The sequence below is a fragment of the Alistipes sp. Marseille-P5061 genome, from assembly GCF_900290115.1.
Lineage (GTDB): Bacteria > Bacteroidota > Bacteroidia > Bacteroidales > Rikenellaceae > Alistipes > Alistipes excrementigallinarum.
In genome coordinates this window covers 877,176-893,506 of record NZ_LT985748.1, presented here as the reverse complement: position 1 = coordinate 893,506, position 16,331 = coordinate 877,176, and the positions used below count along the sequence as shown (strand labels likewise).

General features: G+C 54.5%; 12 protein-coding genes and 1 tRNA gene. 10 read left to right on the top strand and 3 right to left on the bottom strand.

Going from position 1 to position 16,331, the window contains the following annotated elements; genetic code table 11:
- Position 1: 1 nt before the first annotated feature.
- Positions 2–3,703, bottom strand: coding sequence for an AAA family ATPase (locus tag C8267_RS03555; protein WP_158699683.1), 3,702 nt, complete (start codon positions 3,701–3,703; stop codon positions 2–4).
- A 488-nt stretch (positions 3,704–4,191) separates the two neighbouring features.
- Between C8267_RS03555 and C8267_RS03550 the strand changes: the two genes are divergently transcribed.
- The 8 genes from C8267_RS03550 to C8267_RS03520 all read left to right on the top strand — a co-directional run bounded on the left by C8267_RS03550 (position 4,192) and on the right by C8267_RS03520 (position 8,757).
- Positions 4,192–4,668 carry a DNA-processing protein DprA gene (locus C8267_RS03550; protein WP_106633640.1) on the top strand — a complete coding sequence of 159 codons (477 nt, stop codon included), beginning with the start codon at positions 4,192–4,194 and terminating at the stop codon, positions 4,666–4,668.
- Positions 4,669–4,680: 12 nt separating this feature from the next.
- Positions 4,681–4,824, top strand: coding sequence for a hypothetical protein (locus tag C8267_RS10835; RefSeq protein ID WP_158699682.1), 144 nt, complete (start codon positions 4,681–4,683; stop codon positions 4,822–4,824).
- Between the two features lie 1,067 nt (positions 4,825–5,891).
- Positions 5,892–6,230 (top strand): DUF3408 domain-containing protein, encoded by a 339-nt coding sequence (locus C8267_RS03545; protein ID WP_106633639.1) that lies wholly within the window; start codon positions 5,892–5,894, stop codon positions 6,228–6,230.
- The gene (locus tag C8267_RS03540) at positions 6,221–6,532 is read left to right on the top strand and encodes a helix-turn-helix domain-containing protein (protein ID WP_106633638.1); all 312 of its coding nucleotides are present in this window, start codon (positions 6,221–6,223) and stop codon (positions 6,530–6,532) included. Before C8267_RS03545 ends, C8267_RS03540 begins: the two co-directional genes overlap by 10 nt.
- Positions 6,533–6,601: 69 nt before the next feature.
- Positions 6,602–6,898 carry a helix-turn-helix domain-containing protein gene (locus tag C8267_RS03535; RefSeq protein WP_106633637.1) on the top strand — a complete coding sequence of 99 codons (297 nt, stop codon included), beginning with the start codon at positions 6,602–6,604 and terminating at the stop codon, positions 6,896–6,898.
- Positions 6,899–7,267: 369 nt separating this feature from the next.
- Positions 7,268–7,483 (top strand): helix-turn-helix transcriptional regulator, encoded by a 216-nt coding sequence (locus tag C8267_RS03530; protein ID WP_044054011.1) that lies wholly within the window; start codon positions 7,268–7,270, stop codon positions 7,481–7,483.
- Positions 7,483–7,812 carry a HipA N-terminal domain-containing protein gene (locus C8267_RS03525; RefSeq protein ID WP_106633636.1) on the top strand — a complete coding sequence of 110 codons (330 nt, stop codon included), beginning with the start codon at positions 7,483–7,485 and terminating at the stop codon, positions 7,810–7,812. Before C8267_RS03530 ends, C8267_RS03525 begins: the two co-directional genes overlap by 1 nt.
- 3 nt (positions 7,813–7,815) lie before the next feature.
- A complete protein-coding gene (locus tag C8267_RS03520; protein ID WP_106633635.1) occupies positions 7,816–8,757 on the top strand; it encodes a HipA domain-containing protein in 942 nt (313 codons plus the stop codon).
- Positions 8,758–8,826: 69 nt separating this feature from the next.
- Here C8267_RS03520 and C8267_RS03515 read toward each other — a convergent pair whose 3' ends face one another.
- Together C8267_RS03515 and C8267_RS03510 are read right to left on the bottom strand one after the other, a co-directional pair.
- Positions 8,827–10,056 carry a site-specific integrase gene (locus C8267_RS03515; protein ID WP_106633634.1) on the bottom strand — a complete coding sequence of 410 codons (1,230 nt, stop codon included), beginning with the start codon at positions 10,054–10,056 and terminating at the stop codon, positions 8,827–8,829.
- 249 nt (positions 10,057–10,305) lie between these two features.
- Positions 10,306–10,378, bottom strand: a tRNA-Phe gene (locus C8267_RS03510).
- Positions 10,379–11,495: 1,117 nt separating this feature from the next.
- Here C8267_RS03510 and C8267_RS03505 point away from each other — a divergent pair.
- Entirely contained in the window at positions 11,496–14,699 is a 3,204-nt protein-coding gene (locus C8267_RS03505) for a SusC/RagA family TonB-linked outer membrane protein (RefSeq protein WP_106633633.1), read from the top strand.
- A 22-nt stretch (positions 14,700–14,721) separates the two neighbouring features.
- Complete coding sequence (locus tag C8267_RS03500) at positions 14,722–16,323, top strand: RagB/SusD family nutrient uptake outer membrane protein (protein WP_106633632.1); 1,602 nt, start codon at positions 14,722–14,724, stop codon at positions 16,321–16,323.
- Positions 16,324–16,331: the final 8 nt, after the last annotated feature.

Sequence of the window (16,331 nt, the reverse complement as noted above, 5' to 3'; positions counted from 1 at the left end):
ATTATGGTTTTACATACCCGATTCGCCGCGTATCGACCTCTTTCCAGACATAATGTTCCACATCGCATAACCGCACCGTGCCGTCGCCGTGCGAATCCCCGGTGCTGATACGCAGCAGGGAGTTCTCGGCAATCGAACGGGCGAGTTTCGACATGGTGCGCGCATTGGCATAGCCGAGCCGGCGGTTCGCGCACAGCGAATGGATGTAGTCGGCCATATGTCGGGCCGCCTCGGGTGAGAGCCGGAGCCGCCTGCGCTGCAGGCACTTCCCGAGAATGGCCAGCAGTTCCTCCTCGGTATAGTCCGCAAAGTGCAGCGTGTGGTCGAACGAGGTGATGCCCCCTTCGCGCAGGCTGCGGGTCAGCAGGTGCGGTGTGCCTTCGTTTTCGGCAATGACCAGCGCATAGGTGCCGGGCAGCTCCATCGTCATCGAACTCAGCTTGAAGCGCAGCACTTCGCTGTTGAAGCGGGAGTCGGGGTGCTTGAAGACGGGAGCATCGCCGTCGATGAACAGCAGCCCCTGCTCGGAGCGTTTCATCGCCTTGTGCAGCAGCTCCTCGGCCTTGAAGTCCGAAACATTGTACAGCGTCTCGGCCTTGAGTTCCACCAGATGCCCCTTCCCGAGAAGGTGCATCGCCCGGAGCAGTTCGGCCATGATGCCCGCCACGGTGCTCTTTCCCGTGCCCGTATTCCCCGTGAAGTTCCAGCGCAGGGGTTCGTTGTCCATCCAGTTACCGCCCTGCGAGTGCATGTAGCGGCTCACGTCGACGAAATCGTGGATGCTGCGCTTGACCTCTTCCAGCCCCACCAGGGCATCGAGCTTCTTGAGCGCTCGGCTTACGGCGGCTTCATCGAATCCGACCTTCTGCTCGCGTGCCGCATCGTCCTCCGTTGACGGAATATCCTCCTGACAGATCAGGCAGAGCCGGTTGCGGTCTTTCTGTTTATCCGCGGGCAGTGCGGCCAGACGCGAACTCATGGCCGGCAGAATCTGCGACGAGATAAGCCGTGTGATATAACGGGCATTCCCCCAGCCGGCATCCTTGCCCGCGAGTTTGAACTCGACCAGTTCACGCAGCTTGCGGCGGGCGGCGGGCGAGAAGCGGAACTGCGAGCGTTCGGCCACCTGGTCGGCGATCTGCATCAGTTCGTCGGCCGTGTAGTCGACGAAATGGAATGTATATGGGATGCGTGAACGCAGTCCGCGGTTGGATGCGAGCATCTCCTCCATCTCCTCCTTATATCCGGCCATGATGACCAGCATATCCACCGACTCCCTGCTCAGTGCCGAGAGCAGCACCTCGAGTGCCCGCGGGCCGAAGTCCTTGTCGTTGCCTTTGGGGGCCAGCGTGTAGGCCTCGTCGATGAACAGGACGTTGCCTTTGGCCCAATTTAGGACATCCTCGGTGTTTTTCTCCGTGTCGCCGACGAACTGGCCGACCAAATCCTTCCGCTCGACATAAATTAAATCACCCTTTGACAGCAGCCCCATCGAGGCGTAGATCTCTCCGATGAACGACGCCACGGTGGTCTTGCCCGTGCCCGGATTGCCCGTGAATACCATGTGCAGGGGCGGCATGGCCGTTTCGATGCCCTGCTCGTTGCGCAGCATCATCAGCTTGACCATGTTCAAATGGGCCTCGATGCTCTTTTTCAACGCTCCGAGCCCCACCATGTCGTAAAGTTTGCGCATGGAGCCTTTATAGTCTTTCACGTGCGGTGTCGGAATATCCTCCCGCTCGATGGTCAGCATGTCGAACAGCGATACAGGATTGCGGCGGGCAAGGCGTGAGGCCATGGCCGGGAGAATCTCCGTCTGGAGGAGAGTCGCGATGTAGCGGGCGTTGCCGAACTTCTCGTCCCGCAGCCGATAGTCGTGGCGGATCTTCATGCGCAGCGCCTCGCGGGCCTCCTCCGAGAGGAAGTAGTTGTGTCGGATGCAATAGGAATCGGCAATCTGCATCAGCTCGTCGGCCGTGTAGTCCTGAAAGTGGTAGCGGTTCCGTTCCGGAATACGCGACGGGAACCCTTGGTCGACAGAGAATAGGCGTGTGATGCCGTCGGGATATCCGGCTAGCAGCAGCGCCCAGTCGTTCTTTTGTTCGTCGCTCAGGGTCGTGAGCAGGGTCTCGATGACATTCTTGCCCGGATCGCGAGGGTCGTTCGGGTTGTATAGGTTGTGGGCCTCGTCGATGAACAACACCCCGCCTTGCGCCTCCTGGATAGCCTGCAGGGTCAGCTCCTGCTCGCTGGAGTAGTTTTGGCCCGTCAGCGAACTGCGCTCCTTGTAGACGACATGCCCCGAACTCAATAGTCCCAACTCTTTGAGCATCGCCCCGTAAAGCCGGGCCACCGTCGTTTTGCCCGTTCCGGGATTACCCATGAATGCAGCATGTAAGGAGATCGGCGGCACGGACAAACCGTTCTGCCGCCGCTGGATGGCCATGCGGATCATGTCCCGATAGGTGGCCATCTGTTCCTTTACCTGCGACAAACCGATCAGGGACTTCAGCATCTCGAAAGGCTGTTCGGGCATGTTGGTAATTCCCGAACCTTCGGACTTGTAATAGCCATGGACATCCCGCTTCCCGACATGGAACGTGACGGGCGCGACCATCCGGTCTCTGTATTTTAGCTCAATCACATAATTGCCTTGTGCCCAGCGGAAAGTCTCGTCCTCGTCGAACGAGCAGCACAGAAACAGTTCCGTTATGTATTCAGTATGGGCTACGGAGGGAAAGACCTCTTTGTGTACCAGTAATTGGCCCGTTTCGTCGTAGAGATTGACCGACATCTCGCCATAATGGCATCGGGACAACCTGCTGCTGGCCTCAAAGGCGAGACACACCGATTCCAACCGCCGGACATCGAATGCCCACAGCGACTCCTGCGGAATACCCTTATCCGAACCCAACGGCCCTCGGAACAGGCGTATCGACTTTATCTTCAGCTCACTGTTATTGTCCGTTTTGTTGATTACATTCTCGTTTTCTTGGTTCTCTGCCCCTTTCGTCTCCGAACCTGACAGGTCGCTGAACGGGAAGTCGGAATCCGAGTCCGTGCCGGCATCTGAATCTAAATCGAGGTTGTTTTCTGAGAATTCATGCTGTTTCTTCGAGTTAAAAACCTTCTTCATCAACTCCGGAAAGGCCTTGTCCAAATCCGATTCTTCAGTCTGGATGGAAGCAACGGCTGCAGCCTTTACCAGCAATCGCTTGTCGTCATCGGACGGGCGAAATACGTCTGAAATCGTCTCGTCGATTTCATGAATAACAGTTACCCCGATTTCTTCCCATGCCTCCTCCATCATTTCATAATTAACGATTGAGTAGTTGCATACAAGCAACATCTCAATCTCAGCATCGGGAAGAAGCAGTGCGAGAGCGCATTTTACCCGCTGCATCTCATAGACCGGGGAGACGCGGGGGTCACTTTGTGAAAAATACAACGGCGGCTCAAGCCCGCAACTCTCTTCATCGGCCAACCAGGACTGGCCCCCTTTGGACGCATCGAAGAAATCGAATTTGACCAACAGGAACGAATGATCTTCGCCGACGTATGCCACATCGACCGGAGTTCCGAAAAGAGGCACCTTGCGCACGGACGCATGGCTGTTGAGTTTGTCCAAAACTTCGGACAAACCCTTGCTGTCGGTTTGATCCAATTCGGACAAAAAGGTCTTGAAAAAACTTGCTTCGCTCATGTCGGACAAATATAGGGGAGTAGTCTCTACAAAGTTAACAAAAAATCGCAGTCTGACGCCGATGTGGATCAAAACCTTATGTTGCCCCCGGATTTTGTGCCGCATGAATGCCGAACCGCGAATGATGTTGTCTGGCAATATTGTTGGAAAGCCGGACTTTTCATGTGAATTTTGCCGCAAAAATCGGTGGCCGTTGGCGGTTTTCCGATTTAATTTCCTATTTTTGTAGACGGTTCCGCGCCTCTGCGGACGGAGCCGGACATATTTACGAACGTTTCGTTACGTTTTCTTTCACACTCAAACTTCGCAAATTTGATCTCTTGAAAGAAATGTAACAGGACGCTCCGTGAACGTACGTATTGTGCGGCGGGTTTATGGCCTGCTTTGTGCAATACGCGTTTCGCGTGGGCTGTCCGTGTTGCTTATTTCAAGAGGGGCAGCGAAGGCCTGAGTGTGGGGTAAGTCAATGCGGCAACCCACGTTTTTTTATGGTTTTCGATTACGATTACACGGGCAATCCCGCCCTGCTCGACCGCCGGAAGGTCGCCTTCTTCGCTTCACGCGTCGTCTCTCCGGCTGTCGAGGAACAAGCCTTGCGCTGGGCCAAGGCGTGTTGCGCAACCGATCGCGTCGTTATCAGCGGCTTCCAATCCCCGCTCGAAAAATTTGTCTTTGAACTCCTGCTGAAAGCCCGTCACCCGGTGATCTGGGCTCTCGGGCGTGCCCTCTACCGCTGTTACCCACCTGCCGTCGAAGAGGCCTTGGCCGAGCTGCGCATCTTGATCTTTTCCGTTCGCAACGCTCGCCGAACGGGTTGGCAAACGGCCCAAACCCGCAACTACACCATCGCCACAATGGCCGAAGAGAGCGTCTACGCCCTCCGCTCGGACGGCCGCCCCAGCTCGCTCGATGTCCTCTGCGGGCTGGAGTTGGGGCGCAAACCAGTGCATTGTTTTCCGCAATAAACGTCCCGTTTCGTGGGAAAATTAGTACTGAAATCGCTTCAAAAACTGGCTCTGAATGGCCAAAATTCTGCAGAACTGGACGCCGGAAGCGGACAAATTCCACTGCTTTTTATGACGCAAAATGTCGGATTAGAGGCTCTCAATTGGATGAATTGAGGGCTTAAAAGCACGTCCAAATTCGTGAAATTTGTCCAAAATTTTGCATCCTTAACCGCCCAAAATCGGTCGAAACGGGCTTTTTGAAGTCTGATTTGAGGCGATAAACCGCCACTTTACCACGCCAAAATGGCCGGATCTTCCCTGTTTTCTGGCGAAGGGGTCTCGAAAATCCTTCGCCGGCCAAATTTCGGGTCGGGCCACGGTGGCCCCGGTAAAAAGCGACGACTTCGGAGGAGTTTCCCCCCCCCTTGCGGGCAAGCTGTTTTCTGTTACGAAATCTATTTCGCGTAACGGAAAACACAGCTTGCCGGGGGCAAAACATATAATGTTTCTGCCCCCCCCAAAACGGGTCGAATATCACGCCTCGTTCCCGCTTGTTCGCCGGCCAATCTGAAGAGGCGAACCGCCCGTTCCCGAAGCCGACATCGGGAACAAAACTACCCTGAAACAGAATGAATAACTCTTGAGCTCAAGCCATCATGAGATAGTGATGCCAGGAAATCAATACGGATTGAAGTCTTGGCGTCTTGATCTCCAGAAGTCAAGACCCCCTGATGTCCCGAAATCATGAGCTCTTGGAGTCATGAGCTCCAGAGATCACGAACTCATGACCTCAGGAGTTCGTGATGCCCGGGCTTCAAGAAGTTCTGAAATCTGGAGCTCACTCCCTGCTGAAATCTTGGATTCATGGATTCTTGATCTCTTGGCCTCAAGAACCCTTGACGCCTTGTTTCCCTGAGTTCATGATGCCTTGGGTTACGGATCTCTTGTCCCCTTGATCTATTGGTGTCTGTAGGGGACTTTATATTGAGGGAGCAGAGGTATTAGGATTGCCGCCACCGCCCTTGTCGTACTGACAATCTCCTTCTTCAGTCCGCTCAAAAGCAGAATGTCAGATTTTCTTTTTGGCACGCCAAAGGAATGTTTTCCAATACGCTATTTGGACTCTCACCGACGCCAACCTGTGCCACACCGACGCCAACCACTGCCATAGAACGCGAATGGTGGAGAAAACGCCTCCGCTACCTCTATATTCGCTCTCGAAACCATAAAAGCCAATCATTATGCAAGAACAGAAGAATGAACTTCGGGGCGACAGCCGAACGGTGTCCCTCGATTCCGGGACTTTATCGAGAAAAGTCTCCAACTATGAGCGCCTCTTCCTGCAGCCGGTCAAGACCGCAGCTCTCCACGGCAAGGCCATTTATGTCCGTCCGGAGTTTCACCAACGGATCCTGCGAATCGTGCGACTCCTCGACAACGACAAAGTCTCGATGTACAGCTATCTGGACCGCGTGCTGGAACACCACTTCGCAACCTTCGACGACGAAATTACGATCTGGTGCCGCAGCCGGATCCAGGCTCTTTCCCGGGATCTTAAAACGACTCTGCCATGGGAATAGTCAATGTGGAATTCCGGACCTTCGAGCGGATGCTCGCGCGGTTCGAGGCGTTTGCCCGACGGATGGATGCGCTCTGCCATGCGCACCGTATCGGCGAACCGGAGCCGTGGCTGGACAACCAGCAGGTCTGCCAGCTGCTGAATATCTCCAAACGGACGTTGCAGACCCTTCGCGGCAACGGGTCGCTCTCCTACACGCAGATCAACCACAAGATCTACTACCGGGCAGAAGATGTGCGGTCGTTCCTTGCGGTGCTGGAGGCACGACGCAAGCACGAGCAGAAGCGCAGAAACGGAGTATAAACAGTGGAATCCGGATCATGACACTCTCGTGGTAGTGTCAGGTCGAATCTCGCATCAAACAGACGGAAAATGGGCAATGAATTGATTACGGAGCATGACGAGCGGATCCGCTCATACTTCCAGGCGCTGGAGCGTCTTTCCAAAGCGTTGGAGACGTTGTTTTCGAAGCGCAAATCCTCGTTGGACGGCGAGAGCTTCTATACGGACGAGGAGCTTTCGCAGCGGCTGAAGATCAGCCGCCGGAGTCTGCAGGATTATCGCAATCAGGGACGGATTCCCTACATCAAGCTGGGCGGCAAGATCCTCTACCGTCCCTCGGATGTCGAGCGGATGCTGGAGGAGGGGTATCGTAACGAATTTCGGTAGACAAGGGGCAGAACGAGGTTGCAAGAACAGACAGAAGACAGAAAGGGAACATGGGTAACCGAGCCATCACGGGGTGCAGCCGTTCATGGTTTTTCTCCTTTTCATCGGTAGCATCTTCCAAAACGGGCCGGAGCGAATACGACAACCTTTTTCCCGGGGAGCATCTCCATCTGCGGAGGCTCCTACCGGGAAAACCCCTTCGGGGCATGAGGTTGGCATTTCGCTCCGGCCCATTACCTTGCTGCCGGATGAAAGGAGTATCGTGTGTCACCTATCGGGTATAATAGGGATGATTAAATATAAATTTATACCCGAAAGGGTGCAAAATGAAAAATATTTGATATATTTGTACCCAAAGGGGTATAAATCATGAAACAGACATCTCTATCCAACTCGGTCAAGTCGATGCGCCGACAATATCATCTGACACAGGTGGAACTTGCCGAGAAGTCCGGTGTGGGACTGCGTTTTATCCGCGAACTGGAGCAGGGCAAGCCGACACTTCGTCTTGACAAGGTCAACCAGATTCTGAATCTGTTTGGCTATGAGGTGGGAGCCGTACCGATGACTAAAACCGATGAATGATGAAACAAGCTGTTGTATTTTTTCAGGATCGACGGGCCGGCATCCTGACTGAAGACGAGAACGGTTATACATTCGTATACGATACCGGTTATTTGGCTGCACCGGATGCGCAGGCTGTGAGTCTGACCCTTCCGCTGAGCGATCGTCCCTATCGGGATAAAGTGCTGTTCCCGTTTTTTGACGGGTTGATTCCCGAGGGCTGGTTGCTGGATATTGCCGAAAGGAACTGGAAAATCGATGCCCGCGATCGCATGGCCTTGCTTTTGGCCTGCTGTAAGGATTGTATCGGAGCTGTTGGAGTTCAACCTGTAATCACCAAGGAGGAGTAATCGATGGCGGTATGTTTGTATTGTTACGGGGAGTTGACCGCGGGTGAAAAGGATTTTCACAAGCGTTGTTCCCAAAAAATATTCGGGACGTCGTGTCCTCCCGAACTACCCTATACGCGCGAAAATCTGACAGATCTTGCCCGACAGGTAATTCGTAGCCAGACGACACTTACGGGGGTACAGGCAAAATTGTCGCTCGATATTCTCAAGGGTGGACGAAACGAGGTCGACCGTTTTACGATTGTCGTGCTGTGGGGACGGTACATTCTGAAACCACCAACCGAACGATTCGCCCATTTGCCCGAGTTGGAGGATTTAACGATGCATTTGGCCGAACTGGCCAGAATAAGGGTCGTGCCTCACAGCCTGATTCGCTTTGCTGATGGCGAACTGTGCTATATCACACGCCGTATAGACCGCACTTCTCAGGGTGTGAAATTACCCATGGAAGATATGTGCCAGTTGACCGGGCGTCTGACCGAGCACAAATACAAAGGTTCGTACGAACAGATCGACAAGACCATCCGGAGATTCTCTGCAACCCCCTTGCTGGATCAGGTCAACTTTTGGGAGCAGGTCGTGTTTTCGTGGATCACGGGAAATGCCGACATGCATCTGAAGAACTTCTCGCTTTATAGCGAGGTGCCGGGTAAACATCTGCTTACTCCGGCTTACGACATGCTCTCCACAGCGCTGGTCATGCCGGAGGATAACGAGGAACTGGCGTTGACGCTCAATGGCAAGAAGCGGAAAATCAGGAAAGAGGATTTTATCGCTTCCATGCAGGCTTCGGGTTTGGGCGACAAGGTTATAGAAAACATCTTTCACAAGTTTCGGAAGTCACAGGACGTCTGGTTCGCATATGTGGATCGATCGTTCCTGCCGCAAGAGATGAAAGAGGAGTACAAGGGGATCATCCGAGACAGGATCAGCCGGTTGGTATAGCCATGACATTGAACAGCCCGGAGATGCTTATCCCCGGGCTGTTTTGTGAATTTAGCAGGGCGCATTCCGCTATCCCAGTTTGGAGATGGCTCTCTCCACCTGCATCATGTCCCGGAGAATGGAGCTGTCGAGAACCCGGGCATAGTGCTGCGTCATCTTGATGTTGGAGTGGCCCAGCATCTTGGCCACATTCTCCAGACTGACGCCGTTGGCCAGGCAGACCGAGGTTGCATACGAGTGCCTGGCACAATGCGTGGTCAGATTCTTGCGGATCATGCAGATGTCGGCAATCTCCTTCAGATAGCTGTTCATCTTCTGGTTGCATGGAACCGGCAGCAATACGCCCCTCTTCCGGCAGGTGGGGTGGTCGGCATACTTGCGCAGAATCTCCTGCGGAATATCCAGCAACGGGATGTTGCACATGTTTTTCGTCTTCTGACGGGGCTTGCGGATCCAGAGATTTCCGTTGTTGTCCCGGACGATATGCTCCGGGGCTAACTGCTGCACGTCGATGAAGGCCAACCCCGTGAAGGCGGCGAAGATGAAGACGTCGCGGACCAGCGTCAGCCGCTCCAGCGGGAACTCCTTGCGGTAGATGGTCTGCAACTCGTCCATCGTCAGAAACTCCCGGACGACCGCCTTCTCGTGGAAACGAATCCCGAGGAAGGGGTTCTTCGCCATCCAGTCATTGGCCCGGGCCAGATTGGTAATCTTTTTCAGACACTTCATGTAGCGGATGACGGTATTCTGCTGGCATCCCTTTTCCGTCTTCAGATAGAAGGCAAAGGCGCGGACCAGCTCGCCGTTGACCTCCGTGAGGGGCAGATCCTCCTTCCCGTAACGCTGGCGGATCAACTCGGCCAGATAACGTCGGCAACTCTCGTAGCGGCGAACCGTAATCAGCGCATAGTCCGTGCCGACCAGCGCCCGACACTGGTCGTTGTGCTCCTGCATGGTCCCCAACAGCGTGCGGACCTCTTCCGGCTTCTCCTGCCCGAAGAAGAGCTTCTGCAGCAGATGAGCCGTGACGGGGCGGTTCTGCTGCTCCAGTTCGCAAAAAATTTGATACAGCTTGATGCGGGCCTCCTCGATATAGGTGTTTAGGTCGCAGGCGCGGCGGCTCTTGCCGCGGGCCGTCTCCTTGGCCTGACTCCACAGGGCAGGGTCGATGCTCTTGCGGATGTTGTTCTCGACGCGCGTCCCGTTGACGGTGATGCGCATGCAGACGGAGGCTTCTCCGTTTTTCAGCAGCCTGGTCTTCTTGAGGAAGAACAGCACGCGAAACGAATCTCTTTTCATGGTTCCTACTTGCTCTTTGACTGGTTCGACAAATGTAGGAAATCCGACCCGATTTAACGTCATGCAAAATATTGCAATTCAGTGAGAAAGGCGCGAATTCGGTGGAGATAAATGGGGTGGTTTTCATCTCCACCGATTGCTCCACCAAAAGGTGCCGAAAACCGCTGTTTTTTGCACTGCCGACAAAAAGAGAAAACCCTGATTTCGTTTGGAAATCAGGGCCTTGCAACTTTTTGCTTCTCTTCAAAGTGGTACCACCAGGAATCGAACCGGGGACACAAGGATTTTCAGTCCTTTGCTCTACCAACTGAGCTATGGCACCATCCGTTACGAGGTTACACGGTGTGTTTCTCTCGTATTGTGGTGCAAAGATAGGCATAATTTTCGAAACTGCAAGTCCTCGAGCCTCTTTTTTGTCGTTTTTGTCTCTTTTTTATTTGGTGAATGAGTTTATTGCCGGATTATCTATCTGTAAAACAGCTTTTTGCTCTGCACAGAGTGTCGTTTGGCTGATGCTTCGCGGAAGAGCCTGCTCGGATTTTCCCGCTGCCGCAACGAGGTGTTCGGCTCAAGGGTAGCAGGTTTGCGCTTAAAACTTATATAATATAGGTGTACCCTATTTGTCCTTTGCGAGCGTTTTGGAAACGGCCTTGCCTGCGCAGTCTGTTGCATGTAATGCCGGAGGCGGGCTCCATTCCGGCATTGTGCGGTAGCATTGTGTCGCGTGAGTGGTTCTGTTTCCGCCCGGCAGCTCCGAGCCCCTTTGAACCGCTGCCCATCGCCAGGAGTGGGGCGGCCGAATCGCTTTTGCCAACTTCGGGTTCCCGGATAAGGCGGCTCCGCGGCGGTAATCCTTCCGGGCCATTCCCGTATTGTCTGGCAAGCCCGCTTCCGGTCAACGGCAGTGGCTGGTACAACTGCCGGCCGAGGCAGGTCTTGAATCGCGCCGGCATTGGCTGGTGCTTGCATTCTACTCTTCCCAACTCCCCTTTGCCACGACGGTTGCCCTTGTCCGGGACGTCGCCAACAAGGCAAATGGCCAGTTTCGGGGTCATGAAAACATCCGGACCGCAAAAATTTATACGTTGGTTACACATTCGTACCTGCGTGACGGGCTCGAACGCCCTGCCTGGCGTCAGGATGAAGTTTCGGGAGCCCGGTTTTGTTCTGTAGGGTTGGTTTTAAGTTCGATTTATCGCCAGTTGCGGGGCGGCTCCGTCGCTCGGTGGTCGAAATAGCTCTATTATGGGTCAAAATGGTGATTACGGATTGTAACCTCATTTTTTACATCTAAGAAAAAATTGTAATTAATGCCTTCAAAAAACGCAAATAATTGTAAATTCCTTAAAATTTAATAAAAATCACTTGCAAATTATATATTAGTTTCATATCTTTGACATTGAACTTTTATTCTAAAAAACCAATTAAAAACAACGCTTATGGTTAGAAAAATTGTACTATCGTTCATTGCTGCGATGGGCATCTTCGCCTTGGCGAGCGCTCAGCAACGGCAAGTTTCCGGTACAGTGACCGGGCACGATGGGAGTCCCATCGCGGGTGCGACAGTTCTTCTTGACGGCACCTCGATTGGTACAACGACCGGCGCCGACGGTTCGTTCGCAATCTCGGTTCCGGCAGACGGCACACTGGCCATCTCCTTCATCGGCTACCAGGCCGTGAAGGTCCCTGTTGCGGGAAAGACCCGCATCGATGTCACGCTGCATGAGGATACGACGGACATCGACGACGTGATTGTCGTGGCGTTCGGTACGGCCCGCAAGGAAGCGTTCTCCGGTTCGGCTTCGGTGGTTAAATCCGAGGATATCGCCAAGATGCAGACGTCGAACGTCGCTCAGCTGCTTTCGGGTACTTCGCCCGGTGTTCAGCTGCAGACCACTTCGGGTCAGCCCGGTTCGGCTCCCAAGGTGATGATTCGCGGTATCGGCTCCATCTCGTCGAGCACCGACCCTCTGTGGGTTGTCGACGGTATCCCCTACGACGGTGACCTGGCCCTCATCAACTCGAACGACATCGAGAACCTGACCGTCCTCAAGGACGCTGCCTCGACGGCCCTCTACGGTTCGCGTGGTGCCAACGGTGTCGTCATGGTGACCACCAAGCGCGGCAAGGGCGGCGATGCAATCGTTACGGTCGATGCCAAGGTGGGTGTCAACTCTCGTGCCGTTCGCGACTACGAGTACGTGGACAATCCGGCTCTCTACTACGAGACGATTTACGGTGCCATGTATGATTATGGTGTCAATGAACTCGGTTACGGAGCTTCGGCCGCTCAGCGCTACGCCAACGACGAGCTGATTCGCAGCCTCCGTTATCAGGTTTACAATGTGCCCAAGGGCCAGTATTTCATCGGCTCCAACGGTAAAATCAACCCCAACGCCACGCTGGGCAACGTCTACACGGCGTCGGACGGCAACCGCTACCTGCTGACTCCCGATGACTGGGAGGATGCCGCTTTCCACACCTCGGTGCGTCAGGAGTACAACGTCAACGTGTCGGCTTCGAACGACCGCGGCAGCTTCTACGGTTCGTTCGGCTACATGAACGACAAGGGTATCGTGACCAACTCCTACATGAAGCGTTACACCGCTCGACTGAAGGCCGACTACCAGGTAAAGAAGTGGCTCAAGGTGGGTGCCAACGCCAGCTACGCCAACTACGACTCGCAGAGCGTATTCGAGGAGGCCTCCTATGGCTCGAACTCGGTATCGAACCTCTTCGGTGTGGTAACCCAGATGGGCCCTATCTACCCGCTCTACGTTCGTGACGAGAACGGCAACATCCTGCGCGACCAGTACGGACACCTGCGCTACGACTATGGTTCGGGTGAGGCCGAGGACGGTATTGCCGGCCTGCAGCGTCCCGTGATGACCGGTTCGAACGCCATTGCCACCCAGCAGCTCGACATCGAGAGTCAGGCTATCGGCAACGCCTTCACCGGTACTGCATTTGCAGAGGCCACTTTCCTCAAGGACTTTAAGTTCCAGTTCAACGTCGGTGTCAACCTCGACGAGACCCGCTATACCAACTTCACCAACCCCTACTATGGCGGTTACAAGGACATGAACGGTATTCTGGGTAAGGAGCACGACCGCTTCTTCTCGTTCAACATGCAGCAGATTCTCAGCTACAACAAGACTTTCAACGACAAGCACACCGTCGACATCATGATTGGTCACGAGAACTACAAGCGCAAGAGCTCGGTGCTCTACGCCTCGTCGTCGAACATGTTCTCGGACAAGCTGCTCGAGCTGGCTGGTGCAATCGTTAAGGGTACGAATACCTCTTATGAGAACGGCTACAACACCGAAGGATATTTCGGTCGTGCCGAGTACAACTACGACAACAAGTACTTCGTCAGCGGTTCGTATCGTCGCGATGCATCGTCGCGCTTCCATCCCGACCACCGCTGGGGTAACTTCTACTCGTTGAGCGCCGCATGGCTTATCAACAAGGAGAACTGGTTCAATGCTCCCTGGGTCGACATGCTGAAAATCAAGGCTTCGGTAGGTCAGCAGGGTAACGACGGTATCGGTGAGTACCGCTACACCGACCTGTGGCAGATTCAGTCTGCAGGTGGTGAGGTTGCCGGTACGCTCTATACGAAAGGTAATCCCAACATTACGTGGGAGACCAACACCAACGTCAACGCCGGTGTTGACTTCAGCCTCTGGCAGGGCCGCTTGAGCGGTACGGCCGAGTACTTCTACCGCAAGACTTCGGACATGCTCTTCCGTCTGCCCGTGCCGCTGTCGATGGGTTATTCGTACTACTACGACAACATCGGCGACATGCACAACGCAGGTGTCGAGTTGACCCTGAACGGTACGGTAATCCGCACGAAGAACGTGCAGTGGGATTTGAACCTCAACATGACCCACTACAAGAACGTCATCGACCGTCTGCCGGCCGACCTCATCGAGCATGATGCCGGTTATCAGAGCGGCAACTTCTGGATGGCCGAGGGCAAACCCCTCTACAACTGGTACATCAAGCGCTATGCAGGCGTTAATCCCGATACGGGTGAGGCCATGTACTGGGCTTGGGAGGACAAGAACGACCATTCGAAGGGCATGAAGAAGGTGAACAACACCAGTGAGGCCGACTACATGGAGGTTGGCAAGACCTCGCTGCCCGACCTCTACGGCGGTTTCGGTACGACGGTTGCTTTCTACGGCTTCGACCTTTCGGTTAACTTCACCTATTCGATTGGCGGTTACGCTTTCGACTACGGCTACTACAGCACGATGGGCTCGCCCGGTACGTCGGGTGGTTTCAATATCCACCGCGATGTGCTCAAGTCGTGGACTCCCGAGCATAAGAATACGGATATCCCGCGTTATCGCTACCAGGACCTCTATACGGCCGGTTACTGCGACCGCTTCCTGGAGGATGCAAGCTATCTGAACCTGCAGAATATCAACTTCGGTTATACCTTCCCGAAGAGATGGCTCAAGAAGCTCTCCATCGAGTCGCTGCGTATCTACCTCTCGTGCGAGAATGTCTTCTACTGGTCCAAGCGTGAGGGCTTTGACCCGCGTCAATCCTTCTCGGGTGACGATGTCAGCAACACGCGTTACTCTCCGATTCGTGTGATTTCGGGTGGTATTACGCTGAAATTCTAAACCATAAAACTGAAGGACGAATATGAAAATATTGAAATATCTTGTTGCGTTCGGTGCCGTTGCATCCCTTACGACGGGCTGCATCAAGGAGGAGCTGCCGACCAGCTACGTTTCCAACGAGCAGATGGCCGAGTCTCCTGCCGCACTGGTAAACGGTATGAATGCCTGGCTTACAACGTACGATACGATGGGAGCCGGAGCTCACTACGATTTCGGTTGGCCCGGTATCTGCATGGGTACCGATGCTCTGACGCCCGACGTGGCTGTAACGGATTACGGTTATGACAACGGTTTCCTCAACTGGCGAGGTGTTACTCCTGAGCTGAGCCAGGAAGGAGCGGCTCCCCGTTTCATCTGGAACTTCTGCTATTCGCTCATCAACATGGCCAATACGCTCATCGGCCAGATTGACCCCGAGAACATGTCCTCGACCCAGCGGGAGTACCTTGGTCAGGCGCTTGTTTATCGCGCCATGGCCTACTTCCATCTGGCTCGTATTTTCGAGTACAAGGGTACGGAGCACGGCGCATGGGACGGTCTTTCGGTCCCCATCGTCGATGAGAATACCTCCGAGCTGATGGGGCGTCGCAACCCCCGCGTCGAGACTGACAAGCTCTATGATGAGTTGATTCTTCCCGACCTTCAGAACGCTGTCAAGTATCTTGAGGGTTACACGCGTTCGGCTAAGAACAAGGTTGACCAGGCCGTTGCCTACGGTATGCTGGCCCGCGTATATCTGCAGCGCGAGCAGTGGAAGGATGCAGAGGAGGCTGCTACCAATGCCATCGAGCTGAGCGGTGCCACGCCGCTGACCGAGGCTCAGTGGATGAGCCCCACCACCGGCTTCAACGACATCTCGACGCCTGCATGGATGTGGGGTATCATCGTAACGGCCGACAACCGCGTCGTAACGACCGGTATCTGCAACTTCGTATCGTTCATGTCGCCCGAGGCTACCTATGGCTACAGTGCAGCCGGTGGCTGGTCTTCGGCCAAGCAGATTGATGCGGCGCTCTTCGCCAAGATTCCCGATACGGACTGGCGCAAGCGTTCGTGGGTGAACCCCGACCGTGAGAAGTATCCCTACTCCTACTATCAGACGACGCTCGACAAGAAGACGTGGGAGAACTCGATTCAGGACTACACCGGCTTCAAGTTCCGTCCCGGCGAGGGTAACGGCGTTACCTTCAGCGTAGGTTCGGTTGCCGACTTCCCGCTCATGCGCGTTGAGGAGATGTACCTGATTCAGGCCGAGGCTGCCGGTATGCAGAACCTTTCGCGCGGCAAGCAGCTCCTCGAGACGTTCGTGCAGACCTACCGAAACCCGAGCTTCCGTTCGGCTGCTTCCGATGGCAAGGGCCTTCAGGATGAGATTTTCCTGCAGCGTCAGATTGAGTTCTGGGGCGAGGGTATCATCATGTTCGACTACAAGCGTCTGGACAAGCCGCAACTCAAGGGCTATGCCGGTACGAACCACTTCGCGGAGTGCCGCTATAACAGCCCCGACGGCAATGCACCCTGGACGACGCTGCCGCTCCCGCTGGCTGAAGTCAGCGCCAATACGATTCTCAAGGACCAGCAGAATCCCGACCCGGTTCTCTATCGTGGTACCCTGTGGCGTTAGTAACGTGT